Source organism: Sphingopyxis sp. UBA6723, from assembly GCF_002454115.1.
Taxonomy (GTDB): domain Bacteria; phylum Pseudomonadota; class Alphaproteobacteria; order Sphingomonadales; family Sphingomonadaceae; genus Sphingopyxis.
Genome location: NZ_DKIH01000003.1, coordinates 67,998 through 88,899 on the forward strand (window position 1 = coordinate 67,998; position 20,902 = coordinate 88,899).

20 protein-coding genes and 1 pseudogene (1 of these 21 running past the window's edge) are annotated in these 20,902 nt (G+C 64.6%); 10 read left to right on the forward strand and 11 right to left on the reverse strand.

From position 1 onward, the window contains the following. The 4 genes and pseudogenes from dnaN to B4F07_RS00955 form a co-directional block, all read left to right on the forward strand. A pseudogene (dnaN, locus tag B4F07_RS00940) lies at positions 1 to 331 on the forward strand (DNA polymerase III subunit beta); it begins 742 nt to the left of the window's first position. Between the two features lie 112 nt (positions 332 to 443). After that, positions 444 to 887, forward strand: a complete 444-nt coding sequence (locus tag B4F07_RS00945; RefSeq protein WP_293703611.1) for a hypothetical protein — start codon at positions 444 to 446, stop codon at positions 885 to 887. 30 nt (positions 888 to 917) lie between these two features. Then, on the forward strand, positions 918 to 1,280 hold the full coding sequence (locus B4F07_RS00950) for a YciI family protein (protein WP_293703608.1): 363 nt from the start codon (positions 918 to 920) through the stop codon (positions 1,278 to 1,280). Then, complete coding sequence (locus B4F07_RS00955) at positions 1,277 to 2,506, forward strand: RNA polymerase sigma factor (RefSeq protein WP_293703605.1); 1,230 nt, start codon at positions 1,277 to 1,279, stop codon at positions 2,504 to 2,506. Before B4F07_RS00950 ends, B4F07_RS00955 begins: the two co-directional genes overlap by 4 nt. Here the strand turns inward: B4F07_RS00955 and B4F07_RS00960 are convergent. Beyond that, on the reverse strand, positions 2,487 to 3,842 hold the full coding sequence (locus B4F07_RS00960; protein WP_293703602.1) for a PQQ-dependent sugar dehydrogenase: 1,356 nt from the start codon (positions 3,840 to 3,842) through the stop codon (positions 2,487 to 2,489). The genes B4F07_RS00955 and B4F07_RS00960 overlap by 20 nt on opposite strands. A 182-nt stretch (positions 3,843 to 4,024) precedes the next feature. Between B4F07_RS00960 and B4F07_RS00965 the strand changes: the two genes are divergently transcribed. After that, entirely contained in the window at positions 4,025 to 4,240 is a 216-nt protein-coding gene (locus B4F07_RS00965; protein WP_293703599.1) for a hypothetical protein, read from the forward strand. A gap of 50 nt (positions 4,241 to 4,290) precedes the next feature. Here B4F07_RS00965 and argC read toward each other — a convergent pair whose 3' ends face one another. The 3 genes from argC to B4F07_RS00980 all read right to left on the reverse strand — a co-directional run bounded on the left by argC (position 4,291) and on the right by B4F07_RS00980 (position 7,654). Further along, positions 4,291 to 5,217, reverse strand: a complete 927-nt coding sequence (gene argC / locus B4F07_RS00970) for an N-acetyl-gamma-glutamyl-phosphate reductase (protein ID WP_293703596.1) — start codon at positions 5,215 to 5,217, stop codon at positions 4,291 to 4,293. A 3-nt stretch (positions 5,218 to 5,220) separates the two neighbouring features. Further along, positions 5,221 to 6,165, reverse strand: coding sequence for a C40 family peptidase (locus tag B4F07_RS00975; RefSeq protein WP_293703593.1), 945 nt, complete (start codon positions 6,163 to 6,165; stop codon positions 5,221 to 5,223). An 85-nt stretch (positions 6,166 to 6,250) separates the two neighbouring features. Continuing rightward, complete coding sequence (locus tag B4F07_RS00980) at positions 6,251 to 7,654, reverse strand: leucyl aminopeptidase family protein (RefSeq protein ID WP_293703590.1); 1,404 nt, start codon at positions 7,652 to 7,654, stop codon at positions 6,251 to 6,253. Between the two features lie 55 nt (positions 7,655 to 7,709). Between B4F07_RS00980 and B4F07_RS00985 the strand changes: the two genes are divergently transcribed. Further along, complete coding sequence (locus tag B4F07_RS00985; protein WP_293703587.1) at positions 7,710 to 8,543, forward strand: DUF4163 domain-containing protein; 834 nt, start codon at positions 7,710 to 7,712, stop codon at positions 8,541 to 8,543. Positions 8,544 to 8,560: 17 nt separating this feature from the next. Continuing rightward, entirely contained in the window at positions 8,561 to 9,496 is a 936-nt protein-coding gene (locus B4F07_RS00990) for an SDR family oxidoreductase (protein WP_293703584.1), read from the forward strand. 6 nt (positions 9,497 to 9,502) lie between these two features. On the opposite strand, the gene B4F07_RS00995 is transcribed toward B4F07_RS00990, so the two are convergent. Next, complete coding sequence (locus tag B4F07_RS00995; protein ID WP_293703581.1) at positions 9,503 to 11,041, reverse strand: flavin-containing monooxygenase; 1,539 nt, start codon at positions 11,039 to 11,041, stop codon at positions 9,503 to 9,505. A 184-nt stretch (positions 11,042 to 11,225) separates the two neighbouring features. On the opposite strand from B4F07_RS00995, the gene B4F07_RS01000 reads away from it, so the two are divergent. Both B4F07_RS01000 and B4F07_RS01005 read left to right on the forward strand, forming a co-directional pair. Further along, on the forward strand, positions 11,226 to 12,350 hold the full coding sequence (locus B4F07_RS01000; protein ID WP_293703578.1) for a DUF47 family protein: 1,125 nt from the start codon (positions 11,226 to 11,228) through the stop codon (positions 12,348 to 12,350). 15 nt (positions 12,351 to 12,365) lie between these two features. Continuing rightward, positions 12,366 to 13,379 carry an inorganic phosphate transporter gene (locus B4F07_RS01005; RefSeq protein ID WP_293703575.1) on the forward strand — a complete coding sequence of 338 codons (1,014 nt, stop codon included), beginning with the start codon at positions 12,366 to 12,368 and terminating at the stop codon, positions 13,377 to 13,379. Here the strand turns inward: B4F07_RS01005 and B4F07_RS01010 are convergent, their stop codons facing one another. From B4F07_RS01010 to B4F07_RS01020, 3 genes are all read right to left on the reverse strand, one after another. After that, positions 13,380 to 14,858 (reverse strand): DUF4403 family protein, encoded by a 1,479-nt coding sequence (locus B4F07_RS01010; RefSeq protein ID WP_293703572.1) that lies wholly within the window; start codon positions 14,856 to 14,858, stop codon positions 13,380 to 13,382. A gap of 69 nt (positions 14,859 to 14,927) precedes the next feature. Beyond that, positions 14,928 to 16,298, reverse strand: coding sequence for a 30S ribosomal protein S12 methylthiotransferase RimO (gene rimO, locus B4F07_RS01015; RefSeq protein WP_293703569.1), 1,371 nt, complete (start codon positions 16,296 to 16,298; stop codon positions 14,928 to 14,930). Between the two features lie 159 nt (positions 16,299 to 16,457). Beyond that, positions 16,458 to 17,162 (reverse strand): esterase/lipase family protein, encoded by a 705-nt coding sequence (locus B4F07_RS01020; RefSeq protein ID WP_293703566.1) that lies wholly within the window; start codon positions 17,160 to 17,162, stop codon positions 16,458 to 16,460. Between the two features lie 69 nt (positions 17,163 to 17,231). On the opposite strand from B4F07_RS01020, the gene B4F07_RS01025 reads away from it, so the two are divergent. Continuing rightward, positions 17,232 to 17,561, forward strand: coding sequence for a DUF423 domain-containing protein (locus B4F07_RS01025; protein WP_293703564.1), 330 nt, complete (start codon positions 17,232 to 17,234; stop codon positions 17,559 to 17,561). Here the strand turns inward: B4F07_RS01025 and B4F07_RS01030 are convergent. The 3 genes from B4F07_RS01030 to serS form a co-directional block, all read right to left on the reverse strand. Then, positions 17,558 to 18,625 carry a potassium channel family protein gene (locus tag B4F07_RS01030; RefSeq protein WP_293703561.1) on the reverse strand — a complete coding sequence of 356 codons (1,068 nt, stop codon included), beginning with the start codon at positions 18,623 to 18,625 and terminating at the stop codon, positions 17,558 to 17,560. The two genes, B4F07_RS01025 and B4F07_RS01030, sit on opposite strands and share 4 nt — an antisense overlap. Before the next feature lie 33 nt (positions 18,626 to 18,658). Then, a complete protein-coding gene (gene surE / locus B4F07_RS01035) occupies positions 18,659 to 19,429 on the reverse strand; it encodes a 5'/3'-nucleotidase SurE (RefSeq protein WP_293703558.1) in 771 nt (256 codons plus the stop codon). Between the two features lie 96 nt (positions 19,430 to 19,525). Beyond that, entirely contained in the window at positions 19,526 to 20,806 is a 1,281-nt protein-coding gene (gene serS, locus B4F07_RS01040; RefSeq protein ID WP_293703555.1) for a serine--tRNA ligase, read from the reverse strand. Positions 20,807 to 20,902 lie beyond the last annotated feature (96 nt).

Sequence of the window (20,902 nt, forward strand, 5' to 3'; positions counted from 1 at the left end):
GGTCGATCCGAAAAGCCTGTATCAGGGCGTCGACCGCGTTTCGACGATCGCCAGCGAAAAGACCCGCGCGGTCAAGGTCGGTCTCGACAAGGACCGCATTACGCTGTCGGTGACGAGCCCCGAAAACGGCACCGCCGCGGAAGAGGTCGCGGCGGTTTATGACAGCGAAGCGATGGAAATCGGCTTTAACGCCCGCTACCTCAGCGACATTCTGGGCCAGGTTGATGGCGATAGCGTCGAACTGCATCTGGCCGACGCCAACGCCCCGACGCTGATCCGCGAAAGCGAAAAAAGCCCTGCGCTCTATGTATTGATGCCGATGCGGGTGTAGTCCGCCGCCGCCTCCGATCTTTTTTTCGGAGGATGTCGAAATTGTCGCGGCACCGTCGTCATGGGGGTGAAGGACGGCATGATGCAGTCCTTCGTCTTGATGGAGGACTGCCATGACAAATTTGGCCATTGCGTCGCCGCCGATCGTCCCGCTGCGGGTCGTGGCGGCTGCCGGTGCCGCATGGAATGCGTTCGGTATCGTTCAGTTTGCCGTGCAATATCGGGCCAGCCCCGCGTCGCTGATGGCGCAGGGCATGACCGCGGCGCAGGCCGATCTTTACGCCGGGCTGCCGACATGGATGACCGCCGCCTTTGCGGTCGCGGTGTTTGCGGGGACAGCGGCCTGCCTGTTGCTGGCGCTCAAACGGCCGGTCGCCATGCCGCTGTTGGCGCTCTCTCTCGCAGCTTTTGTGCTGCTGGTCATCGGGGACATCTGGTTCGGCGTGTTTGCCGCCTTTGGCGCCCCGACCATTGCCATCGTCGGCTCGTCGGCCATGTTGATGCTCATCCTCACCCTGTGGGCGCGCCGCGCGCGCATCGCGGGCCACCTCGCCTGACGGCGCGTGATGTTTAAAAAGGAAATTCTCATGCAATATATGCTGATTCTGAACGAAACCGCCGCCGATTTTGCTGATCGAAGCGATCCTGCGCGGGCCGACGATTATTGGGCGGGCTGGAATGCATTCATCGGCGCGATGTCGGCGGCCGGTATCGTCGTAAATGGTGACGGCCTGTTGCCGCCCGAAACGGCGACCACCGTGCGGATCCGCGATGGCGAGCAAATTGTCGAGGACGGCCCGTTCGCAGACAGCAAGGAACAGCTGGCGGGCTATTTCGTCATTGAGGTTGACGATCTTGATGCGGCACTCGCCTGGGCTGCGCAGGCGCCGTCGGCGGTGACTGCTTCGGTCGAAATCCGTCCGGTGATGCCGCCGCCGAACGCGGCATGAGTGCAGCGGTTGCTGCGGTCGAACGCGCCGCGCGCGACGCCTATGGCCGACTGGTGGCCATATTGGCGTCGCGTTTTGGCGATATTGCCGGGGCGGAAGACGCGCTGTCGGATGCCTTGCTCGCAGCGTTACAACGCTGGCCGGAGCAAGGCATTCCGGCCAATCCCGTCGGCTGGTTGGTAACTGCGGCGCGCAACTATGCGATCGACCGCTACCGCCGCGACGGCCGTGCCGCCGGCTACGCCGAGGATCTGCGAATGCTGGAACAGGAAGTGACCGGAAAGTCGCAAGAATTCCCTGACGAGCGGCTCAAATTGCTGTTTGTCTGTGCGCATCCCGCGATCGACGCCGGGGTGCGAACGCCCTTGATGTTGCAGGCCGTTCTGGGTCTTGACGCGGCGCGTATCGCGCGGGCCTTTCTTGTCGCCCCGGCTACCATGAGTCAGCGGCTTGTTCGGGCAAAGACAAAGATCCGCGCGGCAGGCATCGCCTTTGCCGTGCCCGATCCGGAGCGGCTTGCCGAGCGTCTGCCGCCGGTGCTTGAAACGATTTACAGTGCCTTTGGGCTCGCTTGGGAAGATTTTTGGGTCGGCGCCACGCCCGCCGATGACCTTTCGGCAGAAGCGATATTCCTCGCCCGGCTGCTCGTCGATCTGTTGCCCGGCGAACCCGAAACCGAGGGACTGCTTGCGCTGATGCTGTTTTGCGAAGCCCGGCGACCGGCGCGGCGCGACGCTGCTGGCCGGTTCGTCCCACTGGCAGACCAGAATGTGTCGTTGTGGTCAAAAGCGCTGATCGAGGCGGGCGATGCGCTGTTGATCGCCGCGTCGCGTCACGCCCGGTTTGGGCGCTTTCAGTGCGAGGCCGCGATTCAATCCGCTCATAGTCAGCGGGCGTTCGGCCGCGCCGTGCCCACCGGCGCTATCGTTGGCTTGTACAACCTGCTCGTCGATCGTGCACCCAGCTTCGGTGCCAGCATTGGCCGCGTCGCGGCGCTGCTCGACGACGGGCAGGCCGAAGCGGCGGCGTCCGCGCTCGCTCGGCTGCCAAGCGAACGTCTGCGCACCCATCAACCCTATTGGGCGGCACATGCCGCCGTCATGCGGGCGCTGGGCAATCACGAGGCAGCGCGGGCGAGCGCTGAGCAGGCAATAGGGCTGTCCGATGACCCGGCGGTGCGCGACCATCTGATCGCGCGTTTCCACCTTACGGATACAAGGGCTTAACCAGTCTTTGCACCCGCCAGATAACCCCGCCGCTATCGTCGGCGACCAGCGCGCTGCCGTCCTTTGCTACCTTTACATCGGCGGGGCGACCGCGGGCGGTTTTGTTATCGGACGCCAGAAAACGGTCGAGCAGGGTGACGGGCAGCGCATCGACCGGTTTGCCGTTGGCGCCGAACTTGACGAACACGACGCTGTATCCCGCGGCCGGTTCGCGGTTCCACGACCCGTGCAAAGCGATTAGCGCGCCGTTCGCCCAGCGCTCACCCAGGTCGAGACCCTGAGTGAAGGTCATGCCGAGCGGTGCGGTGTGGGCGCCCAGGCCATAGGCAGGACGCTTGACATATTGGCGGCGATCCTCAGCCTCGGGTTCAACGCGCGGATCGACGAAGCCACCCCAATAATACCAGGGCCAGCCGTAAAAATCGCCCTCGGTTACATCGGCCAGATAGTCGGGAACCAGATCGCTCCCCAGCATGTCGCGTTCGTTGACCACCGTCCACAGCCGGTCGCTGCCGGGATAAAAGCCCAGCCCGACGGGATTGCGGATGCCCGAGGCAAAGGTGCGGACATATTTCTGATCGGGACGCACTTCGAGCACGCTGGCGCGGCGAAATTCGCGGTTCATGCCCTTTTCGCCGATGTTGCTGTCGGCGCCGACGCCAATGTAAAGCCAGCCATTGGGTGCAGCGGCCAGACTTTTAGTCCAATGACGGTTGGTGCCTTTTGCTGGCAGATCAACGATTTTCGCCGGTTTGCCGCTCATCTTTGTCTCGCCCGCCACATAGGGGAAGGCGAGCAGCGCATCGGTGTTGGCGACGTACAGCGTGTCACCGACCAGCGCCATGCCATAGGGTGAGTTGAGTCCGGTGATATAGGCGGTCTTGACCTCGGCCCGTCCGTCGCCGTCGGCGTCGCGGAGCAGGCTGATGCGATTGGCCGACACGCCCCCGGCGCCCGCCTTGCTCATCAGGCGGCCCATGATCTTGCCCTCGATCCCCGACGTGTCGCGCGGCGGGCTTTGCGCTTCGGCGACCAGCACGTCGCCATTGGGCAGCACGAGCATGGTGCGAGGGTGATCCAGCCCCTCGGCAAAGCGGGCGACGGCCAGACCTTGTGCAGCGCGCGGCGCCTGACCCGCGGGCCACCCGGTGACTTCGGGCACGTTGATGGTCGGGAATGTCTCGGTCTTTTGCGACGCCATTACCGGCACCCGGCCGCTGAGCTCAGCGGTAGAGAAGCGCGCCACGTCGGGCCTCGACATGATGTAAAGCGTCACGCCGCCGACGATGATCAGCAGCAACAGGGCGAGGGCGACATATTTCAGGATCTTGCGCATCGCCCTTATCTACACGGACGAAGCGCGGCGGCAAAGGGGCGAAACGCGCCTGCCGAAATCGCGCTTGTGGTTAACGCCGCTAGGACCAGCATTAACCTTACCGGAATCTTCATCACGGTTGGGAACGGCGCGGTGAGGCGCGCGCTTTAGGACAGCGGCTCCAAGGCAAAGACGGGGATTCCATGCACCTGCCTGCACCATTTCTGACTGATCGCGCTGCGGTCGAGGACGCCCATGCGCTCATCCGGATGCATGGCGAGGAGGCGGGATTCGCCGCGGCTGCGCGCGCCGAACAATATCGGGTGTTGGGCAATCACGTCCATTTTGCGCGCTGGCGCCAGATCGAACGACTGATCACCTATCTGGCGGCCGAGGATGTGCTAGACACGGTGCATTGAACGCACGACGGTCGCCCGTAATCAGCTTCGCCGGGATGACGAGTTGGGGGTTATAGTCGCAAGCCCGCCGTTTCGGGCAATCCCGCCATGATGTTGAGATTCTGCACACACGCACCGCTCGCGCCCTTGCCCAAATTGTCGAGCCGCGCGATCAGGCGCGCCTGACTGGCGTCGGCATTGCCGAACACGAACAGTTCGATCCGGTCGTCCCCCGCGTCCGAGGCGCGGAGCAGCATTTCGCCGTCCGTCGGCGCCTCGCCCATCACCACGACCGGGCTGGCGGCATAAAAATCGGCGAGCGCGGCGCGCAGCGCATCCGGCGAGCCAGCATGGGGCATCGCCGCCAGCGGCAGCTGGACATCGACGACCATACCGCGATGCGCGGGGATGACCGACGGCGAGAACAGCGGTGCGATCGATAGACCGCAATGCGCTTGCATCTCCGGCACATGCTTGTGACCTAGGCCCAAGCTATAGCCGCGCCAGGCAATGTCGCGGTCCTGCTCGAAGCGCCCGATCAGCGCCTTGCCGCCGCCCGAATAGCCGCTGACCGCGTTGCACGCATAGGGCCAGTCGGCAGGGAGCAGCCCGGTGCGAACGAGTGGCGCGATCAGCGCGATAAAGCCGGTCGAATAGCAGCCGGGATTGCTGACCCGTGCCGCGCTGGCAACGGCGTCATGCCCGCTCACCTCGGGAAAGCCATAGACCCAGCCGGGCGCGACGCGATGCGCGGTCGACGCGTCGATGACGCGGGTGCGGTCATTGCCGATCATCGCCACCGCGTCGCGCGCGGCATCGTCGGGCAGGCAGAGGATGACGAAATCGGCGTCGTTTAGCGCCTCGCGCCGCGCGCCAGCATCCTTGCGCCGCGCGTCGTCGATCGCGAGCAGCGAAAACTCGCTCCGCCCCGCCAGCCGCTCGGCAATTTCCAGGCCCGTCGTTCCCGCCGCGCCGTCGATGAAGACCGTTTGTGTCATGATTTATCGCAGTCGTTTATATCCGCTCACCGGCGGATTATGATCCTTGGCGGCCGAACGCGCGATGACGTCGGCCAGCGGTTCTGTTTTCACTGCCATCCATCGTCGGCTGGCGTGGATGATGTTTTCGCCGTCCGCCATGATCCCGACATGGCCGGGGAAGAACACCAGATCGCCGCGTGCGAGCGCCGCCGGGTCGACATCTTTGTCCGCGCCCAAAGCCGCAAGTTGCAAATCGCTGTCGCGCGGCAACTGCACCCCGGCAGCGGCCCAGCTCAGCTGGACTAGCCCCGAACAGTCGATGCCCTTCGACGTGCGGCCGCCCCACAAATAGGGGGTGCCGATCAGTTCCTCGGCGCGTCCGGCAGGGTCGGCATCTTCGCTGCCGACCTCGACCAGTGCGGCGAGCGGCAGATAGCCATGCGCGGTGGCGAGCCACTCGCCCTCGACCTCGCCCATCACCAGCGCGCCGCGCGGCAGGACGGCGGGGCCGCCGCTCGCGGCATCGGGGGCATTATGCAGGATCGCTTCGATCATCTCGACGCGGTGCGTCGGCGCAATCGGGGCGGCGAGCGCATCGGCGGACAGATAGCCGACATAATGGTCGGCGAGGCAATATCCCCACGCCCAGCCGCCGGTCAAGTCGAGCAGCGCAAAGCCCTCGCCGAACAGCAATTCGCTCGTTTGCTCGGCGTCGAGTGATGGCGATCCGCGCAAAACAGCGGCGGGCAACACGCCGCTGCGCATCATCGGCGCGGCATAATGGGGGGCAAAATGCTGACCAGCCACGGCAATATCGGCCAGATCGGGGCGGATGGCGACGATGCGCGGGTCATAGCCCTGCGACGTGCCGGTCAGGCCAAAGCGGTCGCGGCCCGCGCCGACGGCGCCGGGGCGGCCCATGCGGACGCGGTTGGCCGCTAAATTGTCGCCGCTTTGAGCTGTCACCTGTCGTCCCGTAAATAGCTGGTCCGCGCCCCCGGCGCACAATTGCGCGCCATTAGACCAGCCGGCCCCGCTTTATCAAGAAAGTTCAGATTTTCCCGCGCCGGTCGTAGCGCGTTTGCAGCATCGCCCATGCGGCGCGCAATCCCAGCGCCGCGCCGCCCTTGGGTCGTCCGGGCTTTGCCGACGGGCGCCAGGCAAAGGTGTCGAGATGCGCCCACGCCACACCTTCTGGCACAAAGCGTTTGAGAAACAGCGCCGCGGTGATCGTCCCGGCGAAGGCCGAGCTGCCCGCGTTGCCCAGATCGGCGACGTCGGTTTCGAGCAAATCGGCATAGCCATCCCACAGCGGCATCCGCCACAGCGGATCGTCGCGGTCGATCCCCGCGCTCAGCATGGCTTCGGCGAGCGCATCGTCGTTGGTGAACAGCGGGGGCAGGTCGGGGCCCAGCGCAACGCGCGCGGCGCCGGTCAGCGTTGCAAAATCGAGGATGAGTTCGGGCTTGGCTTCGCCCGCCTTCGCCAGCGCATCGCCCAGCACCAGCCGACCCTCCGCGTCGGTGTTGCCGATCTCGACCGTCAGCCCGAGGCGGCTTTTCAGCACGTCGCCGGGACGAAACGCATCCGCCGAAATCGCATTTTCCGCCGCCGCGACCAGACAGTGTAGTCGCACGGGCAGGCCGCTCGCCATCACCAGTTCGGCAAGCGCCAGCACATGTGCGGCGCCGCCCATGTCTTTCTTCATCAGGCGCATCCCCGACGCGGGTTTGATGTCGAGCCCGCCGCTGTCGAAGCTGATACCCTTGCCGACCAGCGCGACGCGCGGGTCGCTATCCTTGCCCCATTCGATCTCGATCAGGCGCGGGGCGTGATGCTTGGCCGCGGCGCGTCCGACGGCGTGGATCATCGGATAACCCTGTTCCAGTGCTTCGCCCTTGGTGACGGTCAGCTTGCCGCCATGCACCTTGGCGATCCGCTCGGCCGCCTTCTCGATTGCCGCCGGCCCCATGTCGGCGGCGGGGGTGTTGACCATGTCGCGGACGAGCGCGGTCGCGCGCACCTCTGCCACCATCGGCGCGATCGGGCCGACATCGGTGGTCAGCAGCACGCGCGGCCCCTTGGTCTCGACCTTCGATCGGTAAGCATCGAACCGATATTGCGCGCTCATCCAGCCGAACAGGGCTTTGCCCGGCTGCTGCCCTTCGAGCCGATAGCGTCCGGCGGGCAGAATCTGCCCCAGCTTGGCGAGACACCACGCCGACAGGCTGTCGACTTTGGCTACGGTGGTTACGACGGCCCATTTGTCCGGGTCGTCACCCGGCAGGATTGCGTGGACATAGGCGTCGGGCTTGAACCCCACCGCGGCAAGGTGCGCACGCTCGCGGGCGCTGCGGCCCTTCAGCCATTCGTCATAGCCCTTTTTATCGACGAGGTGGATCGGGCGGGCGTCCTGCCCCTTGTCGGGCTGGATCAGATCGGAATAGTCGGTCATGCCGATGGTGCTAGGCCGCCATGGATATTTTGTCGATTCCCGGCGTTATGCTGTGATGACGCCTGCAACATCGCTCCGCTCCATTCTGCTGCTCCTGACCGGCGCCGCGTTCCTTGCTAGCTGCGGCGAAGATGCGCCGACGCCCGCCGAGAAGGCTGCCGCCGCTGCGGTCCCCGGAGCACCGCCTAGCAGCGTCGCCGATGCGAACGCGAAAAACGCCGCGGCATCGAACGTCAAGGAGAGCAATGACGTTTTCGACTTTGCTTATGCCTATCCGCGCGAGGCGGCGACGATCCCGGACCTTGCCGCGTGGCTCGACAACGACCGCGGGACGAGGCGTGACGCGCTGATCGCCGCAGCCCGGCGCGACAAGGCCGCGGCAGAGAAGGCGGGGTTTCCTTATCGCGCGCACAGCCATCTCCAGACCTGGCAACGGGTCACGAACACGCCGCGCTTCCTGAGCCTGTCGGCGGAAATTCAGACCTACACCGGCGGCGCGCACGGGATGACCAGCTTTGCCACACTGCTCTGGGACCGCAACCGGGCGAAGCTGCTTCAGCCGCTCGACCTGTTCACCAGCGGCGATGCGTTTGACGCCGCGATCCGCGAGCCGTTCTGTGCCGGGATCAAGCGCGCCAAGGCAGCGAAGGGCATCGTCGCGGAAGAAGCACCGGACAGCCCCTTCGGCGAATGCCCGCCCGCATCGGCGCAGACGGTATGGCTCGGCTCGTCGGACGGTCGCCATCTTGACCGCATGACCATCGCCATCGCTCCCTACGAGATCGGCCCGTTTGCCGAGGGCAGCTACAAGATCAATGTCCCGGTGACCGCGGCGCTGGTTGGAGCGGTGAAGCCGGAATTCAAACGCGACTTCCTCCCCATCAATTGAGATCGAAGGACAAAGACATGGCAAAACAGTCGAAAGCCGGGAAGGTCGGCGAGAGCCCGAAAGAGCAGAAGGGAAAAGCAAAGGCCGCGACGAAGCTGCGCCGTGAAGTTGGGCGAGGCAAGACGATCTCCAAGCCGCTGTCCGATCGCGAGGCCGAGCTCGACCGCGCCCCCAAATGGCAGCCGCGCTATCCGGGGTCGGGGCGGCTCGAAGGCAAAGTGGCGATTGTCACCGGCGGTGACAGCGGCATCGGGCGCGCGGTTTGTGCGCTGTTCGCGCGCGAGGGCGCCGATGTCGCGATCGTTTATCTGAGCAACAAGCAGGATGCCGAGGCTACCGTGGCGATCGTCGAAGGCGAGGGCCGCCGCGCGATCGCGATCAAGGCCGACGTCGGCAAGGAAAAATCGGGCGAAAAGATCGTCGCGCAAACGGTCGCCAAGCTCGGCCGCCTCGACATCCTCGTCAACAACGCCGGGGAGCAGCACCCCGCCGAGGACATTCGCGACATCAGCCCCGACCAGTTGCAACGCACCTTTGCCACCAACATCTTCGGGATGTTCTATCTGGTGCAGGCTGCGCTGCCGCATCTTGGCAAAGGCGCGGCGATCGTCAATTGCACCAGCGTTACCATGTACCAGGGATCGGGCGGGTTGCTCGACTATAGCGCAACCAAGGGTGCGATCACCGCCTTCACCCGCTCGCTCAGCGAAAATCTGGTCGGGAAGGGCATTCGCGTGAATGCCGTGGCACCGGGGCCGATCTGGACCCCGCTCAATCCGCGCGGTGGCGCCCCTGCGGACAAGGTTGCGACCTTTGGCGAGGATACCCCGATGAAGCGGCCGGGTGAACCGAATGAAGTCGCGCCCTGCTTCCTGTTTCTCGCCTGCGATGACAGCAGTTACATGTCCGGGCAGGTGCTGCATCCCAATGGCGGGATGATCGTCAACGGTTAGGGGCCGCTATTCGGCCGCCTCCAGTTCGGCAGGTGCCGCTGCCACGGCCCGCGCATTGCCGAACGTCAGCACGCCATCGTCGATCGCGCCGGTCTTCATGTCGATGCGGTCCTGGATGTAATTCTGGTTGAGCCGCCACGGCAGCTTGTCGGCGTTTTTCGGCATGATGTGCAGCGACCGCTGGATATAGCCCGACGAGAAGTCGAAGATATTCTCTTCGGTCAGCGTCGCCGGGTCGGCGAGTGCGGGGGTCGCGACGGTCGTGCCGGTTGCCTGCATGTGGTTGAGTACGCGGCAGACATATTCGGCGACGATGTCGGCGCGTAGCGTCCAGCTGGCGTTGAGGTAACCGAACACCGCCGAGAAATTGGGGACGTTCGAGAACATGCACGCCTTGTAGTAAAAATGTTCGCTCCAGTCGACGAGCGCGCCATCGACGCGCACTGGAATCTTGCCTGCGACCGCCAGTTTAAGGCCCGTCGCAGTGACGATGATGTCGGCGTCGAGATGCTGGCCCGACCTGAGCTGGATGCCGGTGGCGTCAAAGCGTTCGATATGATCGGTGACAACCGACGCCTTGTCGGCCTTCATCGCATTGAAGAAATCGGCGTCGGGAACCAGGCACAGCCGCTGGTCCCACGGGTTGTATGGCGGGGTGAAGCTCTTGGCGTCATAGCGGTCGCCGAGCGCGTCCTTGATCTTGCCGGAGAGGAACTCCTTGACCTTCTCGGGCTTTTCGCGCGCGCGGCGAAAGCCGATGTCCTGCAGCTTCACATTTTTAAAGCGGGTGATGCGGTAAGCGAGCTTTTCGGGCAGGACTTTGCGCAAGAAATTGGCCAGCGCGTCCTTCGCCGGGCGGATGAAAAACCACGTCGGGGTGCGTTGCAGCATCGTCACATGCGCGGCTTTGTCCGCCATCGACGGGACGATCGTCACCGCGGTGGCACCCGATCCGATCACAACAACCTTCTTGCCCGCATAGTCGAGATTTTCGGGCCAGAATTGCGGATGGATGATCTGCCCCTGAAAATCCTCGCGGCCGGTGAAATTGGCGTCGAACGGCTCGTCATAATCATAATAGCCCGCGCCAAGGTAGAGCCAGCGCGCGGTCGTCGTCGACGTGCCGCCCGCGGCATCCTCCAGCGTCACCGTCCAGCGCGCAGTGCTGCTGTCCCAGTCGGCGCCGACAACCTTGCGGTCGAAGCGGATGCGCTCGCGAATATGGCGTTCGTCGACGATGCGGTTGAGATATTCGAGGATCGCGGGGCCGTCGGCGATCGTCTTTTCATGCTTCCACGGTTCGAACACGAACCCCAGCGTGTGCATGTCGCTGTCCGATCGGATGCCGGGATAACGGAACAGATCCCATGTACCGCCCAGATTGGCGCGGCGCTCGACCAGCCCAAAGCTTCGGTCAGGGCTATATTGCTGAAGGTGAACGGCCATGCCGATGCCCGAAATTCCGGCGCCGACGATCAGCACATCCTGATCGACCGGTGCAGCCTTCGTGTCTGCGGGGCGTTCCATCGTCGCCGTGCCTGCCATGATCCTGTCTCCCGACTATGTTTGACGCCAGCTTACGCACCACGTTTCATTTTGCAATCGAATTGACGTTTACGGAAAGTGTTGGCGCAAACGCCGTGCTTGTGACTGTCATACTATTGTCATAGATGCGCAACGATTCTGTCATTTTGCTGTTCCGGCGATGACTGCACGAAAGCTTGGAGCAATGCGTCAGATCGCCGTCCTTCCTTATCGTTTCAGCGGTGCCGCGCATGATGGGCCGACCGAAATCCTGCTCATCACGTCGCGCGAGACCAAGCGCTGGGTGGTGCCAAAGGGCAATCCTCTCACCGGGATGACGCGTCATGCCGCTGCCGCGGTTGAGGCCGAAGAAGAGGCAGGGGTTACCGGCGCCGTGTGTCCGACCCCGATCGGCAGCTATGAATATCGCAAACGCCGGGCGAACGGCGCCGCGATCATGTACAATGTCGAAGTCTTTCCGCTGGCGGTGACCAATGAGCTGGCCGAGTGGAAGGAAATGGACGAACGCGAGCGCAAATGGTTCTCGTTCCGCGATGCCGCCTCGGCGGTCGAGGAGCCCGATTTGCAGGCGCTGATCCGCTCGTTTGGCGATGGCGGCTTCCGCGCCGTCGCCTCACCGCGCAGCGTCGTTCTGGATGTAGTCGAGAAAGCAGGGGTAAGCCGGATGTTCGCATGGTTTCAGCGATTGCTGCCGCGACAGGGCAATTTTTTCGAGTTGTTCGAAAGCCATGCTGCAACGCTGGTGGCGGGCGCCAATGCGCTGTCGCGCATGTTGCAGGGCGGCGAAGGCATGGCCGATCATGTCCAGGAAATCATCGAGCGCGAACATGACGCAGACGCGATCACCCGCGAAGTGTTGCAGACCGTCCGTCGCACCTTCCTGACCCCGTTCGACCGCAGCGCCATCACCAGCCTTATCGCGTCGATGGACGATGCGATTGACGAGATGCAGAAAACGGCGGGCGCCGTCGACCTCTACGATGTCACCCAGTTCGAGCCCGAAATGCGCGACATTGGCGGCATCATCGTCGATGCGGCGCGGCTGACCGCCGAGGCGCTGCCGCTGCTCCGCAATATCTCCGCCAACGCAACGCGCCTGCACGAACTGACGGAGCGGCTGGTGCGGATGGAAGGCCATGCGGACGAAATCCACGCTGCCGGCCTGAAGCGCCTGTTCAAGGAACATGGGCAGTCGAACAGCGCCCATTTCCTGATCGGGCGCGAACTCTATCGTCATCTGGAGCGCGTGACCGACAGCTTCGAGGATGTCGCGAACGAGATCGACGGCCTGGTCATCGACCACGCATAAGCGGGGGCGCAAACCATGCACGAACTCGCTTTCCCGCTCCTCGTCGGCCTTATCATCCTGGCGCTGGCGTTCGATTTCCTGAACGGGCTGCACGACGCCGCGAACAGCATCGCGACCGTCGTCGCGACGCGCTTGCTGCGTCCGGTGCAGGCGGTGGTCTTTGCCGCCTTTTTCAACTTCGCCGCCTATTTCCTGTCGATCATCTTTCCCGAACTGCACAAGGTTGCCGAGACGATCGGCAAGGGGATCATCGACAAGGATCTGGTGACCCCGGCGGTCGTGTTCGGCGCGCTGGTCGGTGCGATGTTCTGGAACATCGTCACCTGGCTGAAAGGCATTCCGTCGTCGTCCAGCCACGCGCTGGTCGGCGGCATCGTCGGGGCAGGCGTCGCGCACGCGGGGTTCGAGGGGATCGAGTGGACAGGCCTGAACAAGACCGTCATCGCGATCTTCCTGTCGCCGATGCTCGGCATGTTGCTGGCGATGCTGGTGATGCTGGTCAGCAGCTGGGCGCTGCACCGCGCCACCGCCAAATTCGCCGAAAAGACCTTTCGCCGCCTCCATTTGCTGTCGTCCGCAGCCTATTCGGTCAGTCATGGGTTGAATGATGCGCAAAAGACGATGGGGATCATCGCGGTGCTGCTCTACTCCACAGGCTATCTGGAGGGCGAGTTTCATGTCCCGCACTGGGTGGCGTTCAGCTGCTATGTCGCGATCGCCTTGGGCACGCTGTCGGGCGGGTGGAAGATCATCGAGACGATGGGCGGGCGGATCACCAAACTGTCGCATCATCAGGGGTTCGCGGCCTCGACCGGCGGCTCGATCATGGTGTTTACCGCCAGCCTGCTCGGCATCCCGGTCTCAACGACGCACACGATCACCGGCAGCATCATCGGCGCCGGCGTCGCGCGGCGCGCCAGCGCCGTGCGCTGGGGTGTGGCCAGCAATGTCGTCGCAGCGTGGTTCATCACCATCCCGGCGAGCGCGATCGTCGCGGCGGCGTTCTACGGGATCACGCGCCTGTTTTGATCATTTTGCGGGGCGATAATCGACGCTCGCCCCGCCGACCATGCGCACCGGCAGATAGAGGCCGTTGCCATAGGCCTTGATCTGACCAATCTCGAAGCCATCGACGCGGGTGCGGATGACGAAGGCGCCCTCGCGCCGCTGATCGACCGCGCGCTTGATCTTGCCTTGGAGTTCGCCGAGATCGCGCGCGAAATTCTGGGTCAATGCATCGGCGATCAGCGGGGCAAAGCCCGGGCTCTGGCCGAGCGTGATCAGCAGGTCGCCGCCGACCCCGTCGGTATCGCCGTTGATCGACAAATTGGTGAAATGCACCTCGGCCGAACCGGGCTTGTTGTTGGGAACCGCGGTCATCCAGATGCGGCCGTGGGTTGGCTCGCCGCTGCGGTCGGCCAGCCGCATGGCGACATCGACGCCCAAAGCGATGCGCCCGTCGGGCGCGCCATAGATGGTCGACTTGCCGAATTTGACCGTCATCGGCCCAACCTTTGGCAACACGAACGGCCGCGCCGACCGTTTCAGCAGCGCGCGATCGACGACGGGCTGAAGCTGGGCATAGTCGGCGAGCACCGGCACCCGCACGTCGAGCAACGGTTTGGGTGCTTCGCGAACCATGCGCGGTAACGGCGTCGGCGTCGGATCGGTGGGCCGACCCGACACAAAGGTCTCGGTGATCGCTTCGAGCCCGAGGTTCAGCCGCATCTGCTGCCCCTCCATCCGGTATCCGCCATAGAGGATGCGCTGCGGGGTCACGCGCATCCACACCGGCGGCTTGTCGCGGTTGAGTTCGAGCGCGGTGAAGCTCTGGCGCCACACCTCGGACGCCTGCTGGCGGATGTCGATACGGGCGATCTCGCGGTTCACCTCGCGCTCGACGTCGCGCACGACGGGTTTCAGCTTGGCATCGGCCTCGTCGGTGAAGGTGATGCGCTTGCCCAGAAAGTCGATCCCCGGTGCCTTCGTCCAGCCATAGCTGATCCGCGCCGTGCCGCGAGTGCGCCAGTCGGGGGTGATGTCGATCTTGACCCGCGCATGCGCCATCGCCGCGCCGGTCGCGGTCTCACCCTTCAACACCCCGCCGACGTCACGCGCGGCGATCGTGGCGCTCAGCGGCACATCGACGATGATCTCGTCGCCCGCGCCGCGCAGGCGCAGCGGCCCGCGCGTGACGCGTCCGACGATGGTGCAGGCGATCGGCGGTGTGACCTTTACCTCCTTGCCGAACAGCTTGACTTCCTGCGGCTTGACGCACGCGCGCTCGCGCCGGTTGATCGTCCACAGCGTCTTCGGCACCGCGCGTTCGAGCGCCTGTTTGAGCGCGGTGGTGTCGGCGTTGATCGGCACCGCGATGAGCGATGTCTGCGTCGGCGAGGGCGCCTTGTCGGTGGCGCGCGGTGGCGGTTCGACGGCGACTTGGCGGTCGCAGGCGGTGAGCGCGGCCAACGCCGCTACGGCTACCGCTATAGAGTTGATCGCCCGCATACCTCAGCCCCCGATAGATGTTCCCGTGGTAACACCAATCGGTAAAGGCCGTTCCAACAAATCGACGGTTCAGGCGGCGACTACTCCGAACAAATCATGCTCGTCGGCATCCTCGATCGCGACGTCGACGATATCGCCCGCCTTCAATGTCGCGGCGACATCGCGCAGATAGACATGCCCGTCGATTTCGGGCGCGTCGGCTTGTGAGCGGCCGGTCGCGCCGATGCTGCCATCTTCATCCGCTTCGCCGACTTCGTCGATGATGACCGGCATCGTGCGGCCGATCTTGGCTTCGAGCTTGGCGGCGCTGATCGCGGCGGTCTTTTCCATGATGCGCTGGTAGCGCTCTTCCTTCAGTTCCTCGGGAACCTGATCGTCGAGCGCGTTCGCTTGCGCACCGGCGACGGGTTCGAAGCGGAAGGCGCCGACGCGGTCGAGTTGCGCTTCGTCGAGCCAGTCGAGGAGATATTGGAAATCGGCCTCGGTCTCGCCGGGGAAGCCGACGACGAAGCTGGAGCGGATTGCGATGTCGGGAGCGATGGCGCGCCAGTTTTTCAGCCGTTCGAGCACCTTGGCTTCGTTGGCGGGGCGCTTCATGCGTTTGAGGACGCTCGGACTCGCGTGCTGGAAGGGGATGTCGAGATAGGGCGTGAGCAACCCCTCGGCCATCAGCGGGATCACCGCGTCGACATGCGGGTAGGGATAGACATAGTGGAGGCGTACCCATGGGGCGCGGCCTTCGCTGGTCTGGAGCTGGCCGAGTTCGCGCGCGAGGTCGGTCATATGGGCGCGGACTTCGCGGCCTTTCCACTGACGCGGATCGTGGCGGGTGTCGACGCCGTAGGCCGAGGTGTCCTGGCTGATCACCAGCAGTTCCTTGGTCCCCGCAGCGACCAGCTTTTCGGCCTCGCGTAGCACCGCGTCGATGCGGCGGCTGACGAGCTTACCGCGCAGGTCAGGGATGATGCAGAAGGAGCAGCTGTGGTTGCATCCTTCGCTGATCTTCAGATAGCTGTAGTGGCGCGGCGTCAGTTTCAGCCCGCCTTCGGGGACCAGATCGACGAACGGCCCCTGGGTCGGCGGCGCGGCGTCGTGGACCGCATCGACGACCTGCTCGTACTGATGCGCGCCGGTGACCGCGAGGACGTTCGGAAAACGCGCGCGGATGACGTCGGCTTCATTGCCCATGCAGCCGGTGACGATGACGCGGCCATTTTCGGCCATCGCTTCGCCGATCGCCTCAAGGCTTTCTTCCTTTGCCGAGTCGAGGAAGCCGCAAGTGTTGACGAGCACGACGTCGGCGCCCGCATAATCGGGCGACAGGCCGTAACCGTCGGCGCGCAGCTTGGTGAGAATCCGTTCGCTGTCGACCAATGCCTTGGGGCAGCCGAGCGAAACCATGCCGACCTTCGGCTGGGAGGGGAGGGTTTTGACTGTCATGATTGCGGGCGCGCATAGGGGATTTTTTGGGGTTTGTCACGCGGGCGCTTCTGGCGTCATTGCGAGGAGCGAAGCGACGCGGCAATCCCCAGCTGCCGAAGGGGAGTGACGATGGCTGGAGATTGCTTCGTCGCCTTCGGCTCCTCGCAATGACGTTGGTTATTTCCCCGCCAGCGTATCTGCGACGATCCGCCAGACCTTCGGATTGATCCCCAAACCCAGATGCGTGCTGTCGACTTTGATGTTGCGCGCCTGGTCGTTGTAGATATCGACAGCGATATCCGGCCCGACGATGCCATCGCGGTCCGAATAGATGACCGTCAGCGGCTGGGTCAGGCCTTTCAGGTTGCGCGCGTGGATGTCGCGTTCGATCGCGTCGAAATCGCGGCCCGCAAAGCGCTGCGCGAGCGCGGTATATTTGGGGCCGCCGATGATCGGGGTGCCCATGGTGATGATCTCGCGGACAAGCATGGGATAGGCGCGCGCGGTTTCGCGGGCGATGACGCCGCCAAGGCTCCAGCCAATCAGGGTGAGCGGGGCGCCGTCGGCCTTGACCAACTCGGCGGCCTGCGCCGCAAAGCGTTCGACGTCGGCGGCGACGCGGCCTTGGTTGCGGCCCATGCCCCAGTCGCGGACCTGATAGCCCAGGTGGCGCAGATATGCCTCCAAAGGGCGCATCGAGAGTTCGGAGGCGCCGTAACCGGGCAGCAGCGCGACGGGTCGCCCGTCTCCGCGCGGGGCGCCGATCAGGTGATAGCCCGACAGGCCGTAGCGCAGCATGTCGAACGGCAGCGTGAGTTCGCCCAGCTGCGCCAGCCGGGTAGGGGGCTTTAACCCTTGGGGCAGCGGAACGTCGCGGGGCATCGCCTTCTCCCTGTCATCGGTTTACAGCTTGGCGGATTGGTGCGGCATTGCAAGCGGATAGGGTGACAGATGAGCATAGGGGTCTTTGCGGCAGTTTCAGCGGCGATTGCGGTGGCGGCGGGGGCGTTTGGCGCGCATGGCGCGGCGGGACAGCAGGAGGCCGAATGGCTGCGCACCGGCGGCATGTATCAGTTGATCCACGCGGTCGCCGCATTGGCGATCATGGGCGTGGCGCGCGGACCGGCGATCATGTTGCTGGTCGGTGCGGCGATTTTTGCCGCCAGCCTCTATGCGATGGCGCTCGGCGCGCCGCGCTGGCTGGGGGCAGTGACGCCTATCGGCGGCGGGTTGCTGATCATCGGGTGGCTGTGGGCGGGTTGGCGTTACTGGCGAGGTTAGCCGCCGGGTACGCTTGCTTCGCACTCTTCGCAGCGGATAACCTCGACGATCAGGTCGCCGACGGCGAGGCTTTGCGCTTCGGGCTCCCAGAAGCCGAAGGGCTTGCCGCTGCGATAGATGCGCAGCCCGCGCCCTTCGCTGGCGAGCTGGTCGATGCTCCGCCCGATTTCTTCCGCGGCGACGGGACGTTCGCGCAATTGGACCCGTCCGCCGATGCTGGCAAGGTCGGCCATATAATCGGCAACATGCGCGCCCTGCGCCGATCCGGCGAGCAGCAGGCCGGTAAAGCTGACCGGGTTGATGACATTGTTCGCGCCTGCCTGGCGCGCCAGCAACTCGTTATCCTGAGCCCGAATGACGACGCTGATCGGCACCTTGGGCGACAGGTGGCGGACGGTCAGCACCATCAGGATCGACGTGTCGTCGCGCCCCGCCGATACCAGCACCGATTGCGCCCGCGCGATATGGACGTCGATCAGCGTGTCGTCGTTCGACGCGTCGCCCTGCAGCACGTTGCAGCCCATCGCCTCGGCCTCGGCAATGCGCGACGCCGACTGGTCGATGACCACGATGCAGGCCGGATCGGTGCCGCGCGCGATCAGTTCCTTCACTGCCTCGCTGCCGCTGACGCCGAAGCCGAGGACAACGATATGGTCGGTGAGCTTTGCCTGGATGCGGGCCATGCGCCATTTTTCCCATGTGCGTTTGAGGACGAAGTTATAGGCGGTGCCCACAAAGATAAAGAGCACCGCGATGCGGATCGGGGTGACGATCACCGCCTCGATCAGGCGCGAACGGTCGGACACCGGATGAATGTCGCCGAACCCTGTCGTCGTCACCGAAATCATCGTGAAGTAAACGACGTCGAGAAAGCTGATGTGGCCGTCGTGGTTGTCCTTCAGCCCTGCCCGGTCGATCCAATGCACCAGCACGACGATGCCGATCAGAAAAAAGGCGAGGCTGAGCCGCGCGAGGACGTCGGCCCACACCGGCCATTTGCTCGCGCGTTTGAGCGGCTGGAAGCGGTGGTGCAGCTTCAGTTTGGTGGAGGTCTTGCGGCTCATGGTGGTGCTTGTGCCAAAGCCGATGGGCGAAGGCTAGCCCGCCGAATGATAAGCCCCACGCAGCGCCGCCAGCGACGCGTCATGCGTCAGATCGAGCTGGAGCGGGGTGACCGAGATATAGCGGTCGTCGATCGCCTCCAGGTCACTGTCATGCCCCGGCGAATGTTCGATGCCGTGCAGCCCGAACCAGTAATAGCGGTAACCGCGCGGGTCGGTGCCCTCGACGATCGAGCCGCGGCCATAATCGTGGAAACCCTGGCGGGTGACGCGGATACCGCGGACGTCGGCGGCGGCGATCGCAGGGAAGTTGATGTTGATCAGCGTGCGCGGCGCCATGTCCATCGCGAGCAGCGGGCGCAGCACTTTTGCGCCCCATATTTCTGCGGGCTCGAAGGGGACGGTGTCGCCCATGCCTTCCTTGGCATAAACCTGGCTGAGCGCAATCGAGAGAATGCCCGCCAGCGCGCCCTCGATCGCCGCCGATACGGTGCCTGAGTAAGTCACGTCATCGCCCAGATTTGCGCCGCGGTTGACGCCCGACAAGATCAGGTCGGGCTTTTCCGGCATCAGCTTGCTGATCGCCATCATCACCGAATCGGTCGGGGTCCCGCTGCACGACCAGCGCTGCGGGCCATGGTCGCGAATGCGCACCGGGCGCGACAGGGTGAGCGAGTGACCGGCGCCCGATTGTTCCTCGGCAGGCGCGCACACCCAGATGTCGTCGCTGAGCTGGCGCGCGATGGCTTCGAGAATGGCGAGGCCGGGGGCGTAATAGCCGTCGTCGTTGGTGAGGAGGATGCGCACGTTTATGGTCTCTCTTTCTTCGTCACCCCGGACTTGATCCGGGGTCCATGACACCGCGGCCGCATGGGCCCCGGATCAAGCCCGGGGTGACGCGTATTATCTGGTGGGCGTCAGTTTCGTGATCCCGCCCATATAAGGCAGCAGCACATCGGGAACGATGACACTGCCATCCGCCTGCTGATAATTCTCCAGCACCGCCACCAGCGTGCGGCCCACGGCCAACCCCGACCCGTTCAGCGTATGGACAAACTCGTTGCCCTTCGCGCCCTCGCGCCGGAAACGCGTGTTCATGCGCCGCGCCTGGAAATCGCCACAGTTCGAGCAGCTCGAAATTTCCCGGTAGCTATTCTGTCCGGGCAGCCACACCTCAAGGTCATAGGTCTTGCGCGCCGCAAAGCCCATGTCGCCGGCGCAGAGCAGCATCTTGCGATAGGGCAGCTCCAGCGCTTCGAGGATCGTTTCGGCGGCGCGGGTTTTGCGTTCGAGTTCGGCGTCGCTGTCTTCGGGACGGGTGATCGAAACCAGCTCGACCTTCCAGAACTGGTGCTGGCGGATATAGCCGCGCGTGTCGCGCCCCGCCGATCCGGCTTCGGAGCGGAAGCAGGGGGTCAGCGCGGTCATGCGGATCGGCAGGTCGGCCTCGGGCAAAATCTCTTCGCGCACCGCGTTGGTCAGGCTCATTTCCGAGGTCGAGATCAGCCAGCGGCCGTCGGTGGTCTGGAACAGATCCTCGCGGAATTTGGGCAGCTGCGTCGTGCCGAACGCCGCCTCGTCGCGCACCATCAGCGGGGTGGCGCATTCGGTGTAGCCCGCCTCGATCGTCTGCTTGTCGATCATGAATTGCCCAAGCGCACGTTCGAGCCGCGCCATCTGGCCGCGCAGGAACGCAAAGCGCGCGCCCGACATCTTGGCCGCGGTCTCGAAATCGAGGCCGAGCGCGGGCGCGAAGTCGGCGTGCTCCTGCGGTGGGAAGTCAAAGCTGCGCGGGGTGCCCCAGCGCGCAATTTCCACATTGCCGTCCTCGTCTTCGCCGTCGGGGACATCTGCGGCGGGCAAATTGGGGAGCGCGGCGAGCCTGTCGTGCAGCGCGGCCAGCTGTTCGCGCTCGGCATCTTCTTTCGCGGGTAGCGACGTCTTGAGTTCGGCAACCTCGGCCTTCAGCGCCTCGGCCTTGTCCTTGTCGCCGCTGGCCATCGCCTGGCCGATAAGCTTCGAAGCTTCGTTGCGGCGCGCCAGCGAGGCCTGAATTTCGGTCTGCAGCGCGCGCACCGATGCGTCGGCGGCCAGAATGGCGGCGGACAGGGGTTCGAGGCCGCGGCGCGCGAGGCCGACGTCGAAGGCTTGCGGGTCATCCCGGATCAGGCGGATATCGTGCATGGGCGCGCTATGGCGTTGCCGGGCAAGCGGTGCAAGCCTGTCCTTTTGTGATCCTCCCTGTGGCGAAGCCACGGGGAGGGGGACCGCCGCCGCAGG